This window comes from Tatumella sp. UBA2305 (assembly GCF_002345795.1).
GTDB classification, from domain to species: Bacteria; Pseudomonadota; Gammaproteobacteria; order Enterobacterales; family Enterobacteriaceae; genus Tatumella; species Tatumella morbirosei.
Window position 1 is genome coordinate 17,971 of sequence record NZ_DDVT01000014.1, and the last position, 23,513, is coordinate 41,483.

Annotated in this window: 20 protein-coding genes and 3 tRNA genes; 17 read left to right on the plus strand and 6 right to left on the minus strand. The window is 51.2% G+C overall.

Going from position 1 to position 23,513, the window contains the following annotated elements; all coding sequences use genetic code 11:
• Window positions 1–18: 18 nt before the first annotated feature.
• From mscM to rsgA, 3 genes are all read right to left on the minus strand, one after another.
• Window positions 19–3,351, minus strand: coding sequence for a miniconductance mechanosensitive channel MscM (mscM, locus tag B3Z23_RS06050; protein ID WP_294904410.1), 3,333 nt, complete (start codon window positions 3,349–3,351; stop codon window positions 19–21).
• Window positions 3,352–3,367: 16 nt separating this feature from the next.
• Window positions 3,368–4,264, minus strand: a complete 897-nt coding sequence (asd, locus tag B3Z23_RS06055; protein WP_294902986.1) for an archaetidylserine decarboxylase — start codon at window positions 4,262–4,264, stop codon at window positions 3,368–3,370.
• Window positions 4,265–4,351: 87 nt separating this feature from the next.
• Window positions 4,352–5,404, minus strand: coding sequence for a small ribosomal subunit biogenesis GTPase RsgA (rsgA, locus tag B3Z23_RS06060; RefSeq protein WP_294902989.1), 1,053 nt, complete (start codon window positions 5,402–5,404; stop codon window positions 4,352–4,354).
• A 103-nt stretch (window positions 5,405–5,507) separates the two neighbouring features.
• Between rsgA and orn the strand changes: the two genes are divergently transcribed.
• The 3 genes from orn to B3Z23_RS06075 all read left to right on the plus strand — a co-directional run bounded on the left by orn (window position 5,508) and on the right by B3Z23_RS06075 (window position 6,396).
• Window positions 5,508–6,056 carry an oligoribonuclease gene (gene orn / locus B3Z23_RS06065; RefSeq protein WP_087489682.1) on the plus strand — a complete coding sequence of 183 codons (549 nt, stop codon included), beginning with the start codon at window positions 5,508–5,510 and terminating at the stop codon, window positions 6,054–6,056.
• 149 nt (window positions 6,057–6,205) lie between these two features.
• Window positions 6,206–6,281, plus strand: a tRNA-Gly gene (locus B3Z23_RS06070).
• A 39-nt stretch (window positions 6,282–6,320) separates the two neighbouring features.
• Window positions 6,321–6,396 (plus strand) — tRNA-Gly (locus tag B3Z23_RS06075).
• Between the two features lie 166 nt (window positions 6,397–6,562).
• On the opposite strand, the gene B3Z23_RS06080 is transcribed toward B3Z23_RS06075, so the two are convergent.
• Complete coding sequence (locus B3Z23_RS06080) at window positions 6,563–7,039, minus strand: DMT family transporter (RefSeq protein ID WP_294904413.1); 477 nt, start codon at window positions 7,037–7,039, stop codon at window positions 6,563–6,565.
• A 2-nt stretch (window positions 7,040–7,041) separates the two neighbouring features.
• Complete coding sequence (locus B3Z23_RS06085; protein WP_294902992.1) at window positions 7,042–7,479, minus strand: DMT family transporter; 438 nt, start codon at window positions 7,477–7,479, stop codon at window positions 7,042–7,044.
• Window positions 7,480–7,587: 108 nt separating this feature from the next.
• Between B3Z23_RS06085 and B3Z23_RS06090 the strand changes: the two genes are divergently transcribed.
• Entirely contained in the window at window positions 7,588–8,526 is a 939-nt protein-coding gene (locus tag B3Z23_RS06090) for a LysR family transcriptional regulator (protein WP_294902995.1), read from the plus strand.
• A 224-nt stretch (window positions 8,527–8,750) separates the two neighbouring features.
• A tRNA-Gly gene (locus B3Z23_RS06095) sits at window positions 8,751–8,826 on the plus strand.
• Window positions 8,827–8,968: 142 nt separating this feature from the next.
• Here the strand turns inward: B3Z23_RS06095 and B3Z23_RS06100 are convergent.
• Window positions 8,969–9,826 carry a branched-chain amino acid aminotransferase gene (locus tag B3Z23_RS06100; protein ID WP_294902997.1) on the minus strand — a complete coding sequence of 286 codons (858 nt, stop codon included), beginning with the start codon at window positions 9,824–9,826 and terminating at the stop codon, window positions 8,969–8,971.
• Between the two features lie 814 nt (window positions 9,827–10,640).
• Between B3Z23_RS06100 and nnr the strand changes: the two genes are divergently transcribed.
• The 12 genes from nnr to nsrR all read left to right on the plus strand — a co-directional run bounded on the left by nnr (window position 10,641) and on the right by nsrR (window position 23,500).
• The gene (gene nnr, locus B3Z23_RS06105; RefSeq protein ID WP_294902998.1) at window positions 10,641–12,137 is read left to right on the plus strand and encodes a bifunctional ADP-dependent NAD(P)H-hydrate dehydratase/NAD(P)H-hydrate epimerase; all 1,497 of its coding nucleotides are present in this window, start codon (window positions 10,641–10,643) and stop codon (window positions 12,135–12,137) included.
• A gap of 14 nt (window positions 12,138–12,151) precedes the next feature.
• Window positions 12,152–12,628, plus strand: a complete 477-nt coding sequence (tsaE, locus tag B3Z23_RS06110) for a tRNA (adenosine(37)-N6)-threonylcarbamoyltransferase complex ATPase subunit type 1 TsaE (RefSeq protein WP_294903000.1) — start codon at window positions 12,152–12,154, stop codon at window positions 12,626–12,628.
• Entirely contained in the window at window positions 12,625–14,208 is a 1,584-nt protein-coding gene (locus B3Z23_RS06115; RefSeq protein ID WP_294903002.1) for an N-acetylmuramoyl-L-alanine amidase, read from the plus strand. Before tsaE ends, B3Z23_RS06115 begins: the two co-directional genes overlap by 4 nt.
• A 51-nt stretch (window positions 14,209–14,259) precedes the next feature.
• Entirely contained in the window at window positions 14,260–16,137 is a 1,878-nt protein-coding gene (gene mutL / locus B3Z23_RS06120; RefSeq protein WP_294903005.1) for a DNA mismatch repair endonuclease MutL, read from the plus strand.
• Window positions 16,130–17,080 carry a tRNA (adenosine(37)-N6)-dimethylallyltransferase MiaA gene (miaA, locus tag B3Z23_RS06125; protein ID WP_294903007.1) on the plus strand — a complete coding sequence of 317 codons (951 nt, stop codon included), beginning with the start codon at window positions 16,130–16,132 and terminating at the stop codon, window positions 17,078–17,080. Before mutL ends, miaA begins: the two co-directional genes overlap by 8 nt.
• Before the next feature lie 99 nt (window positions 17,081–17,179).
• On the plus strand, window positions 17,180–17,479 hold the full coding sequence (hfq, locus tag B3Z23_RS06130) for an RNA chaperone Hfq (RefSeq protein WP_038023537.1): 300 nt from the start codon (window positions 17,180–17,182) through the stop codon (window positions 17,477–17,479).
• Window positions 17,480–17,556: 77 nt separating this feature from the next.
• Window positions 17,557–18,837, plus strand: a complete 1,281-nt coding sequence (gene hflX / locus B3Z23_RS06135) for a ribosome rescue GTPase HflX (RefSeq protein ID WP_294903010.1) — start codon at window positions 17,557–17,559, stop codon at window positions 18,835–18,837.
• Between the two features lie 91 nt (window positions 18,838–18,928).
• Window positions 18,929–20,167 (plus strand): FtsH protease activity modulator HflK, encoded by a 1,239-nt coding sequence (hflK, locus tag B3Z23_RS06140; protein WP_294903012.1) that lies wholly within the window; start codon window positions 18,929–18,931, stop codon window positions 20,165–20,167.
• Complete coding sequence (gene hflC / locus B3Z23_RS06145; RefSeq protein ID WP_294903014.1) at window positions 20,167–21,171, plus strand: protease modulator HflC; 1,005 nt, start codon at window positions 20,167–20,169, stop codon at window positions 21,169–21,171. The genes hflK and hflC overlap by 1 nt, the downstream gene beginning before the upstream one ends.
• 57 nt (window positions 21,172–21,228) lie before the next feature.
• The gene (locus B3Z23_RS06150) at window positions 21,229–21,417 is read left to right on the plus strand and encodes a DUF2065 domain-containing protein (protein ID WP_038023527.1); all 189 of its coding nucleotides are present in this window, start codon (window positions 21,229–21,231) and stop codon (window positions 21,415–21,417) included.
• 148 nt (window positions 21,418–21,565) lie between these two features.
• Complete coding sequence (locus B3Z23_RS06155) at window positions 21,566–22,864, plus strand: adenylosuccinate synthase (protein ID WP_294903017.1); 1,299 nt, start codon at window positions 21,566–21,568, stop codon at window positions 22,862–22,864.
• A gap of 192 nt (window positions 22,865–23,056) precedes the next feature.
• The gene (gene nsrR, locus B3Z23_RS06160; RefSeq protein WP_038023521.1) at window positions 23,057–23,500 is read left to right on the plus strand and encodes a nitric oxide-sensing transcriptional repressor NsrR; all 444 of its coding nucleotides are present in this window, start codon (window positions 23,057–23,059) and stop codon (window positions 23,498–23,500) included.
• Window positions 23,501–23,513 lie beyond the last annotated feature (13 nt).

The following is a 23,513-nucleotide window of genomic DNA, read 5'->3' on the forward strand; positions in this document are numbered from 1 at the left end:
CTGTTATACACTTAACCGTTATAATCCACCGGACTTATAGGTTTTGGTGGCTGGTGTTCCCTGAGTGGCCGGTGATGCGCTGCCTACTTTTTCCATCCTGACCTGGAACGGCGGGAAAGGCATTTCGATATCATTCTGCCCGAAGCCATGTAAAATCAGCTGATGAAGTTCATGGCGCAATGGCATCCGGTGTCCCATTTCCGCGGCATAAATACGCAATTCGAACAGCTGTATTCCTTGTTGCAGATCGACCAGGAAGGCTTCCGGAGCAGGCGTATCCAGTACGTAGCTGCAACGTTCAGAGGCCTGCTTAAGTATTTCTGTGACCAGCTCACTGTTTACGTGGGCAGGTGCCGGAATGGTCAGAACCACACGGGTCACGGCATCGGACAGTGACCAGTTAACAAACTGCTCAGTAATAAACGCCTTGTTCGGCACAATAATTTCTTTGCGGTCCCAGTCGGTAATCGTGGTGGCGCGGGTGTTTATCCGGGAAATGGTGCCGGTCAGTTCACGGATGGTGACCGTATCACCAATACGGATCGGTTTTTCGAACAGAATGATCAGACCGGAGATGAAGTTAGCAAAAATTTCCTGTAACCCGAAGCCCAGTCCGACACCCAGAGCCGCGACCAGCCATTGTAGTTTAGCCCAGTCGATACCCAGCATCGAAAACGCGGTCATCACCCCGATGATCATCAGTACATATTTGGTCAGTGTGGTGATGGCATAACCGGTACCAGGAGTCAGGCTCAGGTGCTGCAGTATTGCCAGTTCCAGCAGGGCTGGCATGTTTCTCACCAGTTGCAGGGTGATAACCAGCACCAGAATAGCAATCAGAACTGCTCCCAGGGTGACCGACTGAATATTTTCTCCGCCCTGCGAGGAAGAGACCTCCCATAGTGGAATATTCTCAAGGAAAGCAAAGGCTGAATGTAATTCAGACCACAACAGGATTAGCGAAACCAGGGCTATCAGGGTCAGTAGTGAACGTACCAGACGCAGTGACTGTGCGCTGATGGTATCCAGATCGACTACCGGTTCTTCAATCTCGTAACTTTCGGTGCCGGCCACATGGTGCTCTTTTTCTTCCTCACCACTACGGGCTCGGCTGGCCAGTTTATCGGCACGCTTCTGCCGGGCACGGTCAAATTCGATTCTGCGTCGCTGAATCAACATCCAGCGGCGGATGATATGATAGACAACCAACAGCACAAACCAGATAGCCAGTGAACTTTCCAGCCGGGCAAGCAGTGCCTGAGAAGTCGCCAGGTAACCGACACAGGAGGCAAGGGCGGCGACCAGTGGGATGGCCATCATCACATCCCAGAGCAGGGTATTGGTCATATTGTCACTGTTGCCCTGCCGGTCAAAGTAGAGTGGCAGTCCGGCACGCTTCAGGGCGTTAGTCACCACAGTGAGTGCAATACAGATACAGATAAAACTCAGACGACCAAGAGAAGCCGAGAATTGTCGATCCTCAAGGTTATCAAACGTAATCAGTACCATGATCAGCGGAACAATCACCCCGACGGTCAGCGAGTAATAACGCATTGCCCTGGCAACACTGGCCTGTGGCCAGCGAAAATGGGTAATAAACAATCCGTGGTTCCGGGCAAACGCGGCGCTGATCATAAAGGCCCACAACACCGGCAAGGTGGCAGTTACCCCGTCGCCTATCGCGACAGCGATAGGATAGGGCCAGGCATGCTGCAACCCGTAACCCAGCGCCGCCCATAGTACCGGCAGTGGCAGTGCCACCAGGATAGACCAGAAAACCGTCCGGACAGTCAGGCTAAAGCTGTCCAGCGTTACCTTGCCTACTTTTGCCGCGGCCCGCTCCAGAAAGGCACGGTAATGGCGGCGTGAGCTGATACTGACAGCCACCAGAAATAAGGCTCCAATCACCGGAAGGATAGATTCGCGGGTGGTAAACATCATGATCAACGCTTTACCTAATTGGCTGAAGGTATCCAGCGAGATTAGCCGCGACAGGTCCTGAACGACCTGTACCGGATAGTGCAGCGTGACGGGGCCGACATCTGCTGTCCAGAACAGGTAGCGGTGGGTGGCATCTTTGACTTCGTTTAATGCATCCTGGAGTTGAGTGTTGGAAACTTTCAGTTTGGTAATTTCGAGGATCAGGGAATCGCATCCCGAAATCAGCGAGTTCAGTAATTCCCGCTGTGTTTTCAGTTGCGCATCCAGAATACGTGTCTGATCGCTGGTCAGTGCTGCCCCGTTCTCCTGGGTCAGTGAGTGCAAACTTGCCTGACGGTTAAGTAAATCCTCGTAGTGCAAACGTTGCACCCGTAGTTCTCCCATCTCGCTGTCAATCTGCTGAGATTTAGGGACTTCCGGTAACCTGGCGACCTGGGCACGCAGGGCTTCTCCCAGTAAGTTAGATTCCCCTAACCATTGCGACTGTTCCCGTAAGGTGGTGAGTGCCTGACGTACCTGCAGGGTCTGGTTGGCGGCCAGTCGTTGTTGGGAGGCTACCAGATCCATACGCTGAGCCTGCTGATTCAGGTCAGAAGAGAGATCGCGGTTAATATTGAATTGATCACTGATACCCGGCGGCAGCTCACCACTGTTTTCTGCCAACTGTTCGGTACGTTCCAGCGCCTGCTGAGCTTCCTGCTGCCGTAACGTATTCAGTTGATTACGCAGCGCCTGAAGATAGGCATCCAGTTGCGTCATGGTTTTCTGATGCAGTTCAGCCCGCAGACGTGCCAGTTCCAGACGGTTACTGGCTGATAACTGAGCCAGTTCCAGCTCGGTAACTCTGGCTTTATTCGCCGCATTGCCGGTTTCTCTGGCCCAGATTTTAGCCTGCCCCAAAGCCGTGGGTGGGGTTTGTAATCCCTGCAGACGGCGGTCGCTGTCGGCCAGAGCCCGTCGTGCTTCGGTCTGTTGCTGTGGTAAAAGTGCCAGAGAGTCACTGATTTCGCGTGCTCTGTCCTGTTCCTGCTGGGCCTGTCGGCCTTCTTCCAACTGCTGGCTGCTGGCCTGCAGGATTTCCTGCTCCAGCTCACTGCTGTTCAGTGAGGTATTGACGGTTTTTGGCGTCCCGGTGACAACAGCGATCTGCTGTCTTAATTGTTTTGATAATTTAGGAAAATTATCAATCACCGACTGGTACTGACGGGCCTGTTCCATGGAGGCTGTGCGCTGATCGACAAATTCCAGTGCTGCCTGCAGTGACTGTATCTGTTCGGTCTGTGCGGCACTGTTTTTAACATTTTTTGCCTCTTCCAGTGCCTGCTTTAACTGTGTGGCGTCCGGGAGAGCGGCGGCATACAGTGAAAAGCTGAGCATAAAGCCCAGCAGTAAAACCACAATCGAGCGCACGGTATTGTTCTCCGGATTAGCCAGTGACCGAACTGTCAGCGCTTTCTGCCGTGAACGGTGTCGCCAGTGGTTGACCGAGGCGTGTTTTGGATTCCGCTTCCAGTGACTCACTGAAAATAACTTTATTGCGGGCAAACAGATTAATTACCGTGGAACCGAGTTTGAAACGTCCCATTTCTGCGCCTTTGAGCAGGACCACGGCTCCTTCGGAATTTGCGTCCGGGTAGTGCCAGCGCTTAATAACACCTTCCCGTGGTGGCGTGATAGTTCCGGCCCAGACGGTTTCGATACTGCCAACGATGGTTGCACCCACCAGAATCTGTGCCATTGGTCCGAAATCGGTATCGAAATAGCAGATTACGCGTTCATTGCGGGCAAACAGGTTGGGAATATTTCGCGCTGTCAGGGGATTAACTGAATAGAGATCGCCCGGCACATACACCATCTCACGTAAAATCCCGTTACAAGGCATATGCACGCGGTGATAATCGCGCGGTGCGAGGTAGGTGGTAATAAATTGTCCGTCACGGAAGGCATTGGCCCGTTGATCGTTACCTGCCAGCAGAGCTTCCAGGGAATAGTAATGACCTTTGGCCTGGAATATCTGGTCATTTTCGATGCGTCCGGCCTGGCTGACAGCACCATCGGCCGGTTGAATCAGATGATTAGGATCCTGATCAATGGGCCGGGCATCTTCTTTCAGCGGACGCACGAAAAAGTCGTTAAACGTCGGGTAGGCAGTAGTATTTTTTTGTTTAGCTTCCGTCATGTCGACTTTGTAATACCAGACAAAAAGATCGATTACGGCGCGGGTCAGCCAGCCACCACGACGGCTGGCTGCCCATCCGGCCAGTTCGGTTAAATGTTTTTTGGGTAAAATTGCATTAATGCCAAGTTTGATACGATCCAGCATTTTGCCTCCTGCGTAATCACGACGTTAAAATAATCAGGCGAAACAGAGTGATGCCTGAGTGTATTGGCGAACCCGCCGTTATGTCAGTCAGTCCTCACTGACAGAAAAATTTTTTCTGACTTTAACTAAAGCCATACTTTCCAGAATACGGTGATAACTGTCGAAACGAATATCACTGATCTTTCCTTGCTCCACGGCCTGGCGGATGGCACATCCCGGGTCTGTGTCATGTTTACAGTCGCGGAATTTGCAGTGGCCGAGATAGTCGTTAAATTCGACAAACCCCCGGGTGATTTGTTCGGGCTCAAGATGCCATAAACCGAATTCACGCACTCCCGGAGAGTCGATCACATCTCCACCTTTCGGGAAATGGTAGAGGCGCGCTGCCGTGGTGGTATGTTGCCCCAGGCCTGAGTTATCAGAAACATCATTGGTCAGAATTTCATTCTCACTTTCGACGCTCAGCCCCAGCAGTGTATTCAACAGGCTTGATTTTCCCACACCGGACTGGCCGGCAAAAATACTAATCCGGTCAGTGAGTGCTTGCTCAAGTGGCTGCAAACCCTGTTGGCTATGGCTGGATACCATCAGTACCGGGTAGCCTATCTGCCGATAGATATCCATCTGGCTGTCGACAAACCGCCGGGCTTCATCATCCAGCAGGTCGGTTTTATTCAGGACCAGTAGCGGAGCAATCCCCAGTGTTTCGCAGGCAACCAGGTAGCGGTCGATGATATTCAGTGACAGCTCAGGCAGGATGGCCGAAACGATAACAATCTGATCAATATTCGCGGCCACCGGTTTCAGGCCATCATAATAGTCAGGACGGTTGAGTACAGAAGTTCTCTCATGCACCGCTTCAACAATACCTTTGCCGGTACCACTCTTTGGCGCTCGCCAGACCACACGGTCACCGGTCACCAGTGAACGAAGCGTACGGCGGAGATTACAGCGTAGTATCTGGCCTTCGCTGTCTTCCACATCGGCATGCATTCCCAGGCGGCTTATTACAATGCCTTCCTGCGGTTCGCCAAACAGGCTGTCATCCGGCTCGGCTTTCTCAACCCGTGGTTTCAGGCGCCGCTGATGATTCGCATTAACACGGCGTTGCTGACCTTTTGACAGTTTATTTTTGCTCACACATCCTCTCATGACTTGCCGGACTTCGACCCGACGATGCAAAACGGCTATGATACCATTAATAGCGTTCAATAGACGATTTTAGCAACGGTGAGAAATACCCATGTCCACAGCAAGTGAAAATAACCTGATTTGGATCGACCTTGAAATGACCGGCCTGGAGCCGGAGCAGGATCGGATCATAGAAATCGCCACACTGGTCACTGATGCTGACCTGAATATTCTGGCCGAAGGACCGGTTATTGCCGTTCATCAGTCAGATGCTCAGCTGGCTTTGATGGACGACTGGAATGTTCGTACTCACACCGGCAGTGGTCTGGTGGATCGGGTAAAACGCAGCGAGTATGACGACCGCGCGGCAGAGCTGGCGACACTGGAGTTTTTAAAACAGTGGGTGCCGGCGAATGCCTCACCTATCTGTGGCAACAGTATTGGCCAGGACCGGCGTTTTTTATATAAATATATGCCGGAGCTGGAAGCCTGGTTCCATTATCGCGCACTGGATGTCAGTACGCTCAAGGAGCTGGCGCGTCGCTGGAAACCGGAGATTTTGCCAGGCTTTAAAAAAGCCGGTACCCATCAGGCGCTGGACGACATTCGTGAATCAGTGGCTGAACTGCGTTACTATCGCGAAAATTTTCTTAAGCTTTAAGCTGAATTGTCTAATCTGGCATCAACCTGACGATTAAATCAGCAGTCAGTCACCAGGCAGGAAAAATATCCTCTGCGGGGCTTGCGCCGGGAAATTATTCTCGTATAATTCGCACCCCGTAACGATGAAGAATTTTATACGTTACCGGCGCGGGAATAGCTCAGTTGGTAGAGCACGACCTTGCCAAGGTCGGGGTCGCGAGTTCGAGTCTCGTTTCCCGCTCCAGATTAAGATGTGAAATAAACGATGTAAAAGTACCACCCTGCGGGAATAGCTCAGTTGGTAGAGCACGACCTTGCCAAGGTCGGGGTCGCGAGTTCGAGTCTCGTTTCCCGCTCCAGATTCAGACAGACAGACCGGAAATTCCCTCTGTCTGTCACAGAAAAAAGGACCTTCGGGTCCTTTTTTCGTTTGTGCGTTTCGCCCGAACCCTTTTGCATGACAGTCACTCCCGATGGTGCAGTACCTTGTCCCGAATCTGACATTCAGGACAAGGCTACCGCTGATTAGCCAGAATGAGTTTTCTGGCTGACAGAGGCTGCCGTCTTATTTCCGCTGTAGATAAAGCCTAACGCAATCACCAGGCACACCGCCGCCAGGATACGGTTCCACGACAGGGGAATGGCCTGATTGCCCAGCCAGCCGAAGCTGTCAATCATCATTGACATCGCCAGTTGCCCAAGAATTACCGCCACAGTGGCGACGGCAGTGCCAATCCGCTGCACGGCAAAAACCATGGTCAGTACATAGGCAAGACCGAGAAATGACCCGGTCAGCTGCCATTTCGGGACCTCGAACAGGGTAGTGCTGTGTGCAGGTTCCAGGAAGATGACCAGCAGGGCACTGACTGCTGTCCCACAAAGGAAGGTGAGAAAGGTGGTACGAATAGCCCCTTGTGTCGCCCCCAGTTTCCCGTTAACCGCGGCCTGAACACTGAGTAACGCACCGCCAATAACGGCGAGTATCACCATCAAAATAATCATCATCATTTGCCTCCGGCAATCAGGATCAGGGCCGCAGCCACAAACAGCAGGGCTGTCAGCCTTTTTACATTCACCGGCCGACGCTGTGCACCAAACCAGCCAAAATGGTCAATCAGCAGGCTTTTACTGACTTGTCCGGCCAGCACTCCTGTCATCAGCAGGGTAATTCCCGTCACCGGGGTGGCGACCGTCAGAATAATGACGTACATCGGCCCCCAGATCCCCCCTGTCAGTTGCCAGCCAGGTGAAGCCAGGAAGGGCTGAGGGTTTCTGGGCCCCCAAAATAGCATCAGCAGCCAGGTCAGCGCGGCTTCAACACCAAACAGGCTCAGGCTTGCCCAGTAATGTCCTACACGTTCACCCAGCGGCCCGAGAATACCGGCCTCTACCGACAGTCCCATCCCTGCCAGTATCACCAGCATGATTGCGGCTAATTTCATGGTGTTTAACTTCCGGATAGTCAGAAAAAACCAATAATAATATTTGAGTGATTTTCTAAAAACAGGGAAGATTGCATAACACTTATGCGTTTTATGCACAGATAGATCATGATGAGTATTAGCACCCGGGCAATGCAGTTGTTCGTCGCTGTTCTTGATACCGGAAATTTTTCAGGAGTGGCGCGCAGGGAATCAATGTCACCTTCATCGGTATCGCGTATTATCAGCCAGCTGGAAGATGAACTGGGATTACAGCTGTTGTTCCGCAATACGCGGACGATTGTCCCGACAGAGGCCGGACGATTGTATGGCAATACTTTTCGCCGGGTTCTGGAGGAACTTAGCAGTACGACTCAGCAGCTATTGGATCGTGAGCGTCAGCCGGCAGGGTTGGTACGGATTAATGCTCCGGTAGTTTTTGGATACCGGCATATTGCACCGTGGCTGGCAGAGCTGACTGACCGATATCCCGGATTGCGTATTGAACTGACTCAGACCGACGATTTTATCGATCCGCTTGGTGATGCTGCTGATCTGCTGTTTCGTATTGCGCCACTACAGGACTCTGGTCTGCACTTCAGGGTGGTGGATACTTCTGTCTATCATCTGGCAGCCAGCCCGGAGTATCTTGCCCGTCATGGCACACCGCAAGCGCCGGATGATCTGGAGGATCACCGGTGCCTGGTCTACAAAGGCGTCATGGGAGCTCAACGGCTGTTTTTCACCAAACCAGGTCAGGCGACGGAAATTCAGGCTCCGCAGGGGGTACTGTTATCTAACAATGCGGAGACTTTGCTTAATGCTGCATTACAGGGGGCCGGCATTATCGCCATGCCAGACTGGTTAATTGGCGAATTACTGAAACAGCGCCAGCTGGAGCGGTTGCTGCCTGATTACCAGGTCGCTGTCAGCCAGCAGGAACTGGTGATTGCAATGCTTTACCCGCACGCGCGTTTTATGCCGCTGAATGTACGTACGGTCATCGACTTTTTCGCCGATAAATTTGGCAGCCCGGCATACTGGAAATTTCAGCCAGCGAAACAATAAATCGGAGCAGGGAGTTTATCGCCAACGACTTTGAATCAGGCGACCAGGGCGGTTAAAACCAGTAAGAAAAAAAAGATGGCATGAGGCTTGCCGTCTTCGAAAAGTTAGTCCATAATACTGTCCATCCTGTTACGGGGAACTAAAAAACACCTTTCAATCAAAGGGTTAGCCAAGATTCTCCGGTAAGTTGATAGTCACAGGAGTTTAGCAGTACACCTTCCAATGCGGGAATAGCTCAGTTGGTAGAGCACGACCTTGCCAAGGTCGGGGTCGCGAGTTCGAGTCTCGTTTCCCGCTCCAGTTTTTTCGGTATCTTCTGTTTTTTTGTCACTGTCTGCCTTTTTTTCTGCTGATCTGGCGTAATTTCTCATCTCTGACAAATCTCCGGTGCATAAAAAAAGCCAGCGTAGCGACGCCAGCCTTAACAGATAAGCTTTGTGTGTTATCCGGCAATTTTCTCTGATTGCAGAGTAAACTCCTGATACAGTTCCCGGGCGCGGGCACTCACAGGGCCGCGGGTTAATACTTTATCTTCAATGCGGTTGCAGTGCAGAACTTTTCCGTGGTTACCGGTACTGAAAATTTCATCGGCATTCAGAACGTCTTCCGGAGTCAGAGTGACTTCCTCGACGGTAATTCCGTCTTCACGCAGCAGTTTGATCACACGCTGGCGGGTAATCCCGTTCAGGAACGTACCGTTGGGTACCGGAGTGTAGGCGATTCCATTTTTAACCATCCACAGGTTAGCCGCGGCAAACTCAGCGATGTTGCCTTCTGCATCCAGCACTGCAGCGGTATTAAAATCACGCTGGTTAGCTTCACGGATAATACGCTGTGTATTCGGGTACAGGCAGGATGCTTTTGCTTCGGTTGGGGCCATAGTGGCATCCGGACGACGGAACGGGCTAAAGGTGGCACTGAAACCGTTATCTTCGGGCAGGGCGGTTTCAAAAATATGTAATGCGAAAGTCGTGGTATCCGGATCGGGTAACAGGAAACCGCCCGGAGAGAAGAACAGGACCTTAATATAGTAATCCGTGTCATGAGGCAGTTGTTTCAGTCCTTCACGCACCAAATCTGCTATCTGTTCTGCAGAAATCTTAGGCTCCATACCCATAGTGATTGCGGAGCGGATCGCCCGCTGGCAATGTGGTTCAAGGTCGGGCAGATAGCCTTTGACAGAGCGTGCGCCATCAAACACACCTGAAGCCATCCATAGTGCATGATCGGTTAATCCAATAACCGGCTTGTCCGTTGTACTCCACTCTCCATCAAACCAAATGATTTCGCGACTATTCATTGTTTTTTTCCAGGTTGCTTATTTAATTTTTATCGAAACTGTTTCGTATGGAAAGTATTTACCAGTTAGAACAACAGCTAAATGCAGCATACCAAGAAATATGGCGGGGTGAATAGTTTCCTGAGGGATGATTTTATCGCGATCTTTTTGGTGAGATGACCTGTGATCCTCCGCGGGATCGTGGGTCATGATGAAAGGATCGCATGATCCTCTGTGTATCCTGCTGATCCCTCTATTTTTTTGCTACCGTGATTGCCGGATAAGGTACCAGACAGATGTCAGCTGTTGTACAGAGACTAAGCAAACAGTCTGTGGCAGGAGATTTGTTGATTGCTATCAGGGGAGGATAGCTGCATAATGCGCCTCCCCGAAAGGCACCGACAGAGACCACCCGTACGAAACAGCATTCAACGGGATATTTTTTGCGGATAAATCTCCTGAAATCGGATAAAAACCGTGGTTTTATTCTGTAGTCTGTAAACAGAGTTATCCACAATCACGGCTCATTTTCTTCATATTAATTCTCTTCAGTCCCGGACGTACCTGAACGATATAATATATTGATTTAATTATTTATATTTTCCGGTGCTGCTGAATGTGACCCCGGTCATATTTCATCCGTAGCCCTTGAATGTCTGAGCTTTTTTATTTTTTATCCACAGCAGAAAAAAACGGCCTGTCAGGCTCTGAGATTAGTTTCTGACCCAGACGAAAATATCGTGTATCGCGGTTGTCAGGATAATCCCGGGTAAACCCTTTTTGACCTTTGGTATGATATTGTGACTCCTTTTCTTTTACTGGTCAGAGGTGGTTAATGTCTGTGAATACCCTCAACTTGCCGTCACTTTCCGGGGCCGTCTGGCCAGCCAGTCAATTTCCATCACTCGAACAGCAACTCTGTAGCCTCTGCGGGATATCTACGCGGACGTTGATGGAACGGGCGGGACATGCGGCTTTTCAGCATATCTGCCGGTTATGGCCACAGGCCAGCCATTGGCGGATTCTCTGTGGTAGCGGGAATAACGGCGGTGATGGTTATGTCGTGGCGCGTCTGGCTAAGCAGGCGGGTTTGCGGGTGACATTAATTGCTTGTGATTCCGCGCGATTACCGGAAGAAGCACAGCATGCCCGGGAGCAATGGCTGGCCTGTGGTGGTGAATGTCTGCCGGCTGACAGCGATTGGATCGGTGAAGAGCATCTGATCGTTGATGCACTGCTGGGGATCGGACTGAACCGCGCACCGGAAAATCCTTACCGACAGTTGATCGAGAAAGTACGGGAACGATCCGTGCCGGTATTTGCTCTGGATATCCCCTCCGGGGTGATGGCCGATAGCGGAACAGTCCCTGGTGTGGCGATTAAAGCGGATGTCACGCTGACATTTATTGGCCTGAAAGCCGGATTGCTGACCGGTAAAGCCCGTGATTATTGTGGAACGATCCTGACAGATCCTTTAGGGCCCGATCTGGCAGGAACCCATGTCGATCCCCCGGTATGGCGTAAGGATGTTAGTCATCTGGCTGGCTGGTTGCCTTCCCGCAATGCGACAGCGCATAAAGGCGATCATGGAAAACTTGTGCTTATTGGGGGTGATAAGGGCACTGGCGGAGCTATCCGTCTGGCGGGAGAAGCGGCACTGCGGAGTGGTGCCGGGCTGGTGCGGGTTTTGACACATCCGGATAACGTCATTGCATTAGTGACGGCACGACCGGAACTTATGACCGCAGCGATGTCTGAACAACAGCTTGAAGAAAGTCTGGAATGGGCCGATACCGTGGTCATCGGACCCGGTCTGGGACAGCAGGCCTGGGGAAAAACTGTCTTCAGCCAGGTAAAAAAAAGTAAAAAACAGACACTTTGGGACGCTGATGCCCTCAACCTTCTGGCAATCGATCCGGATACACGTCAGAATCGGATTCTTACTCCCCATCCGGGAGAAGCTGCAAGATTATTAGGCACATCGGTGCAGAGTGTTGAAAACGATCGTTTACTGGCTGCGCGTCAGTTAGTCCAACGATATGGCGGGGTGGTCGTACTGAAAGGCGCCGGAACTGTTATCAGTTCATCCGACGGAGAAACAGTCATTGCCGATGTCGGCAACCCGGGGATGGCGACCGGTGGGATGGGAGATGTACTGAGTGGTGTTATTGCTGCTCTTGCTGGTCAGAAACTCTCTCTCTATGATGCAGCCTGTGCAGGGGTGGTCGCCCACGGTGGTGCCGCCGATTGGGTAGCCCGCAAGCATGGAATGCGAGGTATGTTAGCCAGCGATTTGTTTGAACCGCTCAGGCGATTAGTTAATCCGGAATGAATCTAAAACAAATAATGAATACCACTGTCATCTCTTTACCTGAAGAATCTGCAACGCTCGCTTTAGGCGCAGCTCTGGCTCAGGTTTGCCGTCAGGCAACCGTCATTTATCTGCACGGCTCTCTGGGCGCCGGGAAAACCACCTTCAGTCGGGGTTTTATCCAGGCACTTGGCCATAGGGGAAATGTGAAAAGCCCGACTTATACTCTGGTAGAACCTTACGTGATTGATGAACGGGCAATTTATCATTTTGATTTATATCGACTGGCTGATCCTGAAGAGCTCGAATTTATGGGCGTCCGCGACTATTTTGGCGGGGACGCTGTTTGTCTGGTGGAATGGCCGCAGCAGGGGCAGGGCTTTCTTCCTGAGCCAGACTTAATCGTAACGATGAGCTATGACGGCGATGCCCGACAGGCGGAGATTACCGCGGGAAATACGTATGGTCAGATGCTAATGGATAAGCTCACTACAGACGGGAAAAACGCATGACATGGACGTGCCGTTGCTGGTATGGATTAACACTGTTACTTTTACTGTTACCAGGGCTGGCGTCTGCGGCTTCCCTGTCTGATATCAAGGTGGATAACGGTCAGTCACTGACTACCGTGACGCTTAATTTTAATGGTAAACCAGGCTATACGTGGTTTCCTCTGCATAATCCGGAGAGGATCGTTCTGGATATTCGGCAGGCAGGGACGATGAAAGGGTTGCCGCTCAACTTCAGTGGCCAGAATCTCGTCAAACGTATTCGTACCAGCCGGCCGGTAAATAAGCAAAGTTTCCGCCTGGTGTTTGAACTGGCAACGCCAGCCAGCAATGTGGTGCGTGTGGCGCAAAAAGGTAATCTGTATCAGGTTATTTTTTCACTGCGTGGCAAGGGGGCTGTTAACTCTCCGACACCGTCAGCTTCTGCTAACCCATCCGTCAATCCCGTTACTCAGATTGCCGCCCCGGTAAGTCAGGTTGCCACCAGTGGCCAGGTGATTGTGGCTATTGATGCCGGGCATGGTGGTCAGGACCCGGGAGCTATTGGGCAAAATGGTCTGAAAGAGAAGAACGTTACCATCTCGATTGCCCGTAAATTACAGAAATTGCTTAACGCTAACCGAAAGTTTAAGGCCGTTATGACCCGTACGGGTGATTATTATGTGTCGGTGATGGGGCGTTCTGAAGTAGCGCGTAAGGAGAATGCTAACCTGTTGGTCTCTATCCATGCCGATTCAGCACCCAGCAACAGGGCGACCGGGGCTTCGGTTTGGGTACTGTCTAACCGCCGGGCGAATTCTGAGATGGCCCGCTGGCTGGAAAAAACCGAGAATCAGTCTGAATTACTGGGCGGTGCCGGGGATTTACTGGCCAATAACCAGGCAGACCCTTATTTCAGTCAGGCAGTATTAGATCTGCAATTTGGTTATTCCCAACGGGTTGGATACGACGTTGCGGTTAAAGTGATCCAGCAACTGCGGGCAGTGACACCGATGCATAAACGGCTACCGGAACATGCCAGCCTGGGGGTCTTACGTTCACCGGATATCCCTTCGTTGCTGGTAGAAACCGGATTTATCAGTAACCGTAATGAGGAACGTCTACTCAGTAGCAATGCCTACCAGGATAAAATAGCAAAAGCGATTTATTATGGGGTGTCTAACTACTTTAAAGCTCACCCGATGCAAAATATCCCGGGGAAAGAGAATAAGGCTCTGCCGGTCACCCGCTCACAGTCAGCGAATAGCGCCGCAATACAGATTCATGTGGTACAGCGTGGTGAAACCTTATCAGGGATTGCACAACGTTATGGTGTCAGCGTTAGTGCACTGACAGAACTGAACAAACTGAAGAAACCCGGTGTCTGGGTAGGGCAGAGGTTGAAAGTCATGGCTACTGCCAAAACTGTTCCGGCCACGGGAGTGCGCAAACCTGCTGTGGTCAGACATAAAGTGGTACGGGGAGATACATTAAGTAGTATTGCCTCGCGTTATGGTGTGAGTAGCAAAACCATCATGCAGCAAAACCATATGCGCTCAGAAAATGTCATGCTGGGCCAGACTCTGACTATTTCGCAGCCATAAATGTTCCGGCAACGACAGGTTGCCCGGACGCAATTTTTGTGAGGAACGGCGATGGCAATACAGATATTACCGCCGCAACTGGCTAACCAGATAGCTGCCGGTGAGGTGGTTGAACGCCCGGCATCGGTGGTTAAAGAGCTGGTGGAAAATAGTCTGGATGCAGGTGCGACAAAAATTGAAATTGATATTGAAAAAGGTGGCGCAAAGCGTATTTCCATTCGGGATAATGGCGCGGGAATTGCCAAAGATGAACTGACGATGGCACTGGCACGTCATGCTACCAGCAAAATCACCAGTCTGGATGATCTTGAAGCCATCATGAGTCTGGGGTTTCGCGGTGAAGCACTGGCCAGTATCAGTTCGGTGTCAAGACTGACACTCACCTCACGTACTGCTGAGCAGAGTGGCGCCTGGCAGGCATATGCCGAAGGCCGGGACATGGCAGTTACGCTGAAGCCCGCTGCACACCCTTGTGGGACTACGCTCGAAGTGTTGGATCTGTTTTATAACACCCCGGCCCGGCGAAAATTTCTGCGTACCGAGAAAACCGAATTTGCCCACATTGATGAAATCATTCGCCGCATTGCGTTGGTTCGTTTTGATGTGGAGTTGTTGTTAAGCCATAACGGAAAAACGGTCAGGCATTACCGGATTGCGACTGACCAACGACAACGGGAACGTCGTTTAGCGGCCATTTGTGGTTCGGCTTTTCTGGAGCATGCACTGCATCTTGAGTGGCAACACGATGCACTGAACCTGACCGGTTGGGTAGCAGACCCCGCAGGGGCCAGACAAGTCACTGACCTGCAATATTGTTACGTGAATGGCCGCATGATGCGGGATAAGCTGATCAATCATGCCATCCGTCAGGCCTATCAGGATAAACTCGGCGAAGATCATCAGCCTGCCTATGTCCTGTATTTGCAGATTGATCCGCATCAGGTGGATGTGAATGTGCATCCGGCCAAACATGAAGTCCGCTTTCATCAATCCCGTCTGGTCCATGATTTTATCTATCAGGGGGTATTGAGTGCATTGCAAAGTGCAGCGCAGGTGTTGCCCGATGAACCCTCCGCCCCAGAGGAGGGAGGGATGTATGCCCCGGCCAACCGAAGTGCTGCCGGAAGTAACCGGTTTTCACTGCCTCCGGCGACAGCACCTGCTGCTACTGAACCAGGGCAATTGTCATCTGCAGCACCACGCTCCGGAGCAGTGACAGGGAACCGAAATGCTTCCGGTGGTGTTCCGGCGTCCGCATTCACTACACCGGGATATCAGGCTAAACAGGGTGCACTGTATCAACAGATGTTGAGCACGGCCGCCCGGACGCAACCCGCTGTCGGAGAACCCGCACCGGCACCTCTGACATCTCACCAGCAAAGTTTTGGCCGGGTGTTAAGCGTGCTCAGGCAGTCGTATGCGTTGACAGAAGGGCCTGGCGGGCTGAGTGTCATTTCGCTAAGTGTGGCCGCACGTTGGCTGGTCAGAGCTCAGTTACAACCTGTTGACGGAGCGTTACGTTCGCAGCCATTACTGATTCCGGTACGATTAAAAGCAGAAAAACAGGAACGTCACTGCTTAGCGCGTCATGCCGAAAGTTTGCAGGCTCTTGGCCTGGATTTTGCGGTGGATGCTCAGCATGTCACTTTGCGTGGGGTGCCTTTACCATTGCGCACACAAAATTTACAAATCTTGATTCCGGAACTGTTAGGCTATCTTTCCCTGCAGGCAGAAAGCAGTGCAGATCACCTCGCACAATGGCTGGCCTTACGTTGCCATATTGCGCATCCCGAATGGAATCATACCCAGGCGATTGCTCTGTTGGCTGAGCTGGAACGCCTGACACCCGCGCTGGTGTCAGCTCCTCCTGCCGGATTATTACAGGCAGTGAATTTAGATAATATCTTTGAAGCGTTTGAACATGAGTAATATAAACCTGGCTGACCGGCCGAAGGCGATATTTTTGATGGGGCCTACCGCCTCGGGTAAGACAGCACAGGCGATTGCGTTACGTCAGAAAGTACCGGTCGAGATCATCAGTGTCGATTCTGCGTTGATTTACAGAGGAATGGATATTGGTACGGCAAAGCCTTCGGCAGAGGAGCTGGCACAGGCACCTCACCGGTTACTGGATATCCGTGATCCGGCAGAGGCTTATTCGGCTGCGGACTTTTGCCGTGATGCGCTGAAAGAGATGGATGAGATTGTACAGCAGGGGCGTATTCCTTTGCTTGTGGGTGGGACTATGCTGTATTTCAAAGCGCTGCTTGAGGGATTGTCACCGTTACCGGCGGCGAACCCCGAAGTCCGTCAGCAGATTGAAGACAGAGCCAGAAACGAAGGCTGGGAGTCACTGCATCGTGACCTGTGCCAGATTGATCCGCAATCGGGAATGCGTATTCATCCGAATGATCCACAGAGACTCTCGCGGGCACTGGAAGTTTTTTTTATTTCAGGTAAAACTTTAACAGAGCTGACACAAGTTTCCGGAGAAGCGCTGCCTTACGATGTCATACAATTTGCTATTGCCCCTGTGACACGCGAATTGTTACATCAGCGTATTGAGTTGCGGTTTCGACAGATGCTGGCGTCAGGATTTGAGACTGAGGTGCGGGAATTATTCGCGCGAGGTGATCTGCATACCGATATGCCTTCAATTCGTTGCGTAGGTTATCGCCAAATGTGGTCTTATTTATCGGGTGAAACCGATTACGATGAGATGGTTTTTCGCGGAATTGTGGCGACCCGCCAGCTGGCAAAACGACAGATGACATGGTTGCGCGGCTGGCAAAATGTTCACTGGCTTGACAGTGATCAGCCCTTATTGGCACAAGATGCGATTATGCAGGTAGTTAGTGCTAACATTCGGTGAATGTGTACAATTGATTGGTTACCGTGCGCAAAATTTTTCGCAATTTTTACACTGTTGGTTCTGCAATAATAAACAACAAGCATATAAGGAAAAGATAGAATGGCTAAAGGGCAATCATTACAAGACCCGTTTTTAAACGCATTGCGTCGCGAACGTGTACCGGTTTCAATTTATCTGGTGAATGGCATTAAATTGCAAGGTCAGATTGAGTCATTTGATCAGTTTGTCATTCTGTTAAAAAATACCGTGAGCCAGATGGTTTACAAGCACGCAATTTCGACGGTAGTTCCTTCCCGTCCGGTCTCTCATCATACTAATGCACCGGCAGGAAGCAGTAACTATCATAACAATGGGTCAGCACCGGCTCAGTCACAGCAAGACGGTGACAACGCAGAGTAATTAGTAATCCGCAATGCCAGGGTCGGTGACAAGTCTTTAGTCCCCCACCCTGGTCTTTTTTTAAGAGAGGTTGTCGCTTGTTTGAGCGTTATGATGCCGGCGAGCAGGCCGTACTGGTCCATATCTGGTTTACACAGGACCGGGATGTTGAAGATTTACAGGAATTCGAAACACTTGTCTCTTCAGCAGGTGTTGAATCACTCCAGGTAGTGACCGGAAGCCGTAAAGCCCCCCATCCCAAATATTTCGTTGGTGAAGGCAAAGCAGAAGAAATTGCTGATGCGGTGAAGGCAACAGGGGCCTCAGTGGTCCTGTTTGATCATGCGTTATCACCTGCCCAGGAACGAAATCTTGAAAGTTTATGTCAATGCCGGGTGGTTGATCGCACCGGGCTGATTCTGGATATTTTTGCACAACGAGCGCGTACTCATGAAGGTAAACTCCAGGTTGAGTTAGCCCAGCTGCGCCATCTGGCGACCCGACTGGTCAGAGGCTGGACCCACCTTGAGCGTCAGAAAGGCGGAATAGGCTTACGTGGGCCCGGTGAAACACAGCTGGAAACTGACCGTCGATTACTGCGTAACCGTATCAGCCTGATATTATCGCGATTATCAAGGGTGGAAAAACAGCGTGAACAAGGACGACAGGCCAGGGCGAAAGCCGATGTTCCCACGGTTTCGCTGGTGGGGTATACCAACGCCGGAAAGTCGACCCTGTTTAATACCGTGACCTCCGCCGGTGTTTATGCCGCGGATCAGTTATTTGCTACCCTGGATCCGACATTGCGTCGGCTACAGATTGCGGATGTCGGAGAAGTTGTTCTGGCGGATACGGTCGGTTTTATTCGCCATCTGCCTCATGATTTAGTCGCGGCTTTTAAAGCGACATTGCAGGAAACCCGACAGGCGTCATTACTGATGCATGTGATAGATGCTGCAGATTTGCGGGTGAACGAAAATATTGATGCGGTGAATGAGGTACTGGCTGAAATTGAAGCCGATGAAATTCCAACATTATTGATTATGAATAAAATCGATATGCTGGAAGATTTCGAGCCGCGTATTGATCGTAATGAAGAAAATATCCCCGTCCGTGTCTGGTTATCTGCACATACCGGGGCCGGGATACCCTTGCTGTGGCAGGCACTGTCTGAACGTCTGGCTGGGGAAATTGCCAGTTATGAGCTACGTCTGCCGCCGGGTGCGGGTAAATTACGCAGCCGTTTTTATCAGTTGCAGGCGATAGAAAGAGAGTGGAACGAAGAAGATGGCAGCACCGGGATGCAAATCCGGATGCCAATTGTTGACTGGAGGAGAATGTGCAAACAGGAACCTTCAGTAATTGATTATATTGTCTGATTTTTATTAATACCTTAACTCGTATCGCAGCATCAGATACCACCGCACATACGTTAAATTATCACCGCACTACTATAAATGGAGTACAAGCATGGCGTGGAATCAGCCCGGTAATAACGGACAGGACCGCGACCCCTGGGGAAGCAGCAATAATAAAGGCGGCAATTCCGGGGATAATCGTGGGGGTCGCGATCAGGGACCTCCTGATTTGGATGATATTTTCCGCAAGCTCAGCAGTAAGCTGGGCAGATTCGGTGGCGGAAAATCTGATGGGCAGGGTCAGCACGGCGGAAAAATTGCCGCAGTTGTGGTGGCCGTTGCGGTGGTGGTCTGGGCCGCCAGTGGTTTTTACACTATCGGTGAAGCAGAGCGGGGGGTCGTTACCCGTTTTGGGCAGTACAGCCACCTGGTAGAGCCAGGGTTAAACTGGAAGCCAACCTTTATCGATAAGGTCCGTGCGGTGAATGTGGAAGCTGTGCGTGAACTGGCCACTTCCGGGGTGATGCTGACTTCGGATGAAAACGTCGTGCGCGTGGAAATGAACGTCCAGTACCGTGTCACTGATCCTGAACGTTATTTGTATTCTGTCACAGATGCAGACGACAGCCTGCGTCAGGCGACTGACAGTGCATTACGTGGGGTGATTGGCCGCTCAACGATGGACAGGGTATTGACGGAAGGACGGACTGTTGTGCGCAGTGAAACTCAGCGAGAGATCGAGGAGACGATTCGTCCTTACAATATGGGGATTAGCGTACTGGATGTGAACTTCCAGGCGGCCCGTCCACCAGAAGAAGTTAAAGCTGCTTTTGATGATGCGATTGCGGCGCGTGAAAACCGTGAACAGTATGTCCGTGAAGCTGAAGCTTACGCCAATGAAGTTCAGCCAAGAGCCAACGGTCAGGCGCAGCGTATTCTGGAAGAAGCCAGAGCGTATAAAGAACGGACAGTACTGGAAGCACAGGGTGAAGTCGCCCGCTTTGCCGAAATTTTACCGGAATACAAAGCTGCTCCGCAGATTACTAAAGAGCGTCTGTACCTGGATACCATGGAACGGGTGCTGTCGCATACCCGTAAGGTCATCGTGAGTGATAAAAGTAATAACCTGATGGTATTGCCACTCGACCAGTTGCTGAAAGGTGGCGCCGCAGCGGCCGCGACATCGGGTAAGACCGCGACGCCGGTGACCCCGTTGAAGCCTTCATCTTACACATCTTCTGATGTCAGCATGCGCCAGAGCAGTTCTGGTTATTCACCGGAAAGTGTCCTGGACCAGCGCAGAGCAAATGCGCTTCGCAATGATGGCCAGCGTGATGGAGGAGATGAGTAATGCGTAATTCTGTAATTGTAGCGATCGTTGTCGTGCTGGTGTTGTTATTCACCTCTATGTTTGTGGTCCCGGAAGGGCAACGCGGTATTGTGGTGCGCTTCGGTAAAGTCCTGCGGGACAACGAAAATAAACCACTGGTCTATACCCCGGGATTGCATTTTAAAATGCCTTTCTTTGAGACGGTTAAGACACTGGATGCCCGGATTCAAACCATGGATAACCAGGCCGACCGGTTTGTGACGAAAGAGAAAAAAGACCTGATTGTCGATTCCTACATTAAGTGGCGGATTAGCGATTTTAGTCGTTACTATCTGGCGACCGGCGGCGGTGATATCTCCCAGGCTGAGTTGTTGCTGAAACGTAAGTTCAGTGACCGTCTGCGCTCCGAGATTGGCCGGCTGGATGTGCGGGATATCGTCACTGATTCCCGTGGGCGCCTGACCACGGATGTGCGTGATGCCCTGAATACCGGCAGCGCTGGTAATGATGATGACGTGCAGACTCCGGCGGCTGATGATGCGATAGCCAGTGCAGCGGCACGGGTAGAGCAGGAGACTCAGGGAAAAGTGGCTGCGGTGAATCCTAACAGTATGGCCGCTCTGGGGATCGATGTGGTCGATGTGCGGATCAAACAGATTAATCTGCCGGCGGAAGTGTCGGACGCTATCTACAACCGCATGCGTGCAGAGCGTGAATCGGTCGCCCGTAGCCAGCGTTCACAAGGTCAGGAAGAAGCGGAAAAACTGCGTGCTCAGGCGGACTACCAGGTCACCACTACGTTGGCAGAAGCACAACGTCAGGCACTGATTATTCGCGGTGAAGGGGATGCTCAGGCAGCGAAACTGTTTGCCGATGCCTTTGGTAAAGATCCGGATTTCTATTCTTTTGTCAGAAGTCTGACTGCGTATGAAAACAGCTTTAAAGGGAATCAGGACGTGATTGTTATGAGCCCTGATAACGATTTCCTGCGTTTTATGAAACCCCCGGCTGCGGCGGCACATTAATCAGCGATTAATCATGGCAGGCCGGCGTTAGCCGGCCTTTTTTATGGAATATCAGAAATGAATACAACAGTCTGGATGGCGTTAGCACTGGTATTAGTGCTGGAAGGCCTGGGGCCGATGCTCTATCCCGGGGCATGGCGAAAATTTATCGCGGCTATGACTAAACTCCCGGACACCATGCTGCGACGGTTTGGCGGCGGTCTGGTGGTCGCGGGTATTGTTATCTATTACATGGTGACCCGGTAAACTTTTCGCGGAACAGACCGGCCTGACTGAGTTTTGTGCTACCGGGCAAAAATCGGGCAAAAAAAGTGCGCAATCGTATGCTAAAAATGCTGAAAGAGCGGTTTTCAGATGGTAGAATCCTTTTTTAAGCAATCGGTGGTTTTGGAAAATGGGTAAGAACGTCGTCGTACTTGGCACCCAATGGGGTGACGAAGGCAAAGGTAAAATCGTAGATCTTCTGACTGAACGTGCGAAATATGTTGTTCGCTATCAGGGTGGCCACAATGCAGGCCATACACTTGTCATCAACGGTGAAAAAACCGTCCTCCACTTAATTCCATCAGGTATTCTGCGTGAAAACGTCACCAGTATTATTGGTAACGGCGTAGTGTTGTCACCTGAAGCTCTGATGAAAGAGATGAAAGGCCTGGAAGATCGCGGGATACCGGTACGCGAACGTCTGCTGTTATCTGAAGCCTGCCCGTTAATTCTGCAATACCATGTTGCGATGGACCTGGCCCGTGAAAAAGCGCGTGGGGATAAAGCCATTGGTACCACCGGACGTGGCATTGGTCCTGCTTATGAAGATAAAGTTGCCCGTCGTGGTCTGCGTGTTGGCGATCTGTTCGATAAAGAGACTTTCGCCATCAAGCTGAAAGAGATTGTTGAGTATTACAATTTCCAGCTGGTGAACTACTACAAAGCGGAAGCGGTTGATTATCAGACTGTCCTGAATGATGTGCTGGCGATTGCTGATATCCTGACCGGTATGGTGGTGGATGTTTCTGAACTGCTGGATAATGCGCGTAAACGCGGTGATCTGGTGATGTTCGAAGGCGCTCAAGGGACACTGCTGGATATCGACCACGGCACTTACCCGTATGTCACTTCTTCTAACACCACCGCAGGTGGCGTGGCGACCGGTTCAGGCCTGGGTCCACGTTATGTTGACTATGTACTGGGTATCGTGAAAGCATACTCTACCCGTGTGGGTGCAGGTCCGTTCCCGACAGAACTGTTTGATGACATCGGTGAGTTCCTGGGTCAAAAAGGTAACGAATTTGGTGCAACTACTGGCCGCCGTCGTCGTACCGGCTGGCTGGATGCGGTTGCGGTACGCCGTGCAGTGCAAATCAACTCTCTGTCTGGTTTCTGTCTGACCAAGCTGGATGTGCTGGATGGCCTGGAAACCGTGAAAATCTGTGTCGGTTACCGGATGCCGGATGGCCGTGAAGTCACAACCACGCCACTGGCTGCTGAACGCTGGGAAGGGATTGAACCCATTTATGAGACCATGCCTGGCTGGAGTGAAAGTACTTTTGGTGTGAAAACACCGGAAGGTCTGCCAAAAGCAGCACATGATTACATCCGCCGTATTGAAGAACTGACTGGCGTTCCGGTTGATATTATTTCAACCGGTCCTGACCGCAGTGAAACTATGATTTTGCGCGACCCGTTTGATGCATAATCATACTCAGGCCGGAATATTTCCGGCCTTTGTCTTTCCTGCCAGCATTTTCCTTTCTCCCCGTTTGCTGACCTGGTTCTCCGGTTTTTTAAATAATTCTCCGTAACCCCGCGCTCTGGTTTATTATCAGTAGACAGAGGTTTTCTCTTAATCACTACACAGTTTTTGTCCGGCAGAAACGACGAGGGAACAGTGCAGCTCACCAGCTTTACAGATTATGGCCTACGGGCACTCATCTTTATGGCGGCGTTACCGGAACACCGGATGACCAGTATCACGGAGGTGACGGATGTCTATGGTGTTTCGCGGCACCATATGGTTAAAATTATTAATCAGTTAAGTCGTGAAGGCTTTGTCCGTGCCAGCAGGGGCAAAAATGGTGGGATCCGCCTTGGAATGCCAGCAGAGGCGATTAATCTTGGTGATGTGGTGCGGAAACTGGAACCTTTGCAACTGGTGAATTGTGAGGAGTGTGCTATTACCCCGGCTTGCCGCCTGAAAGCAGCGTTAAATAGTGCAATGGAACAATTTCTGAGCGAACTGGATAACTATACGCTGGCGGATATCGTTCGAAATAACGACAATTTATATAAGATTCTTATCACGGATGCCGCTGTGGTAAATACACATTCATGACATTGGAGGAACC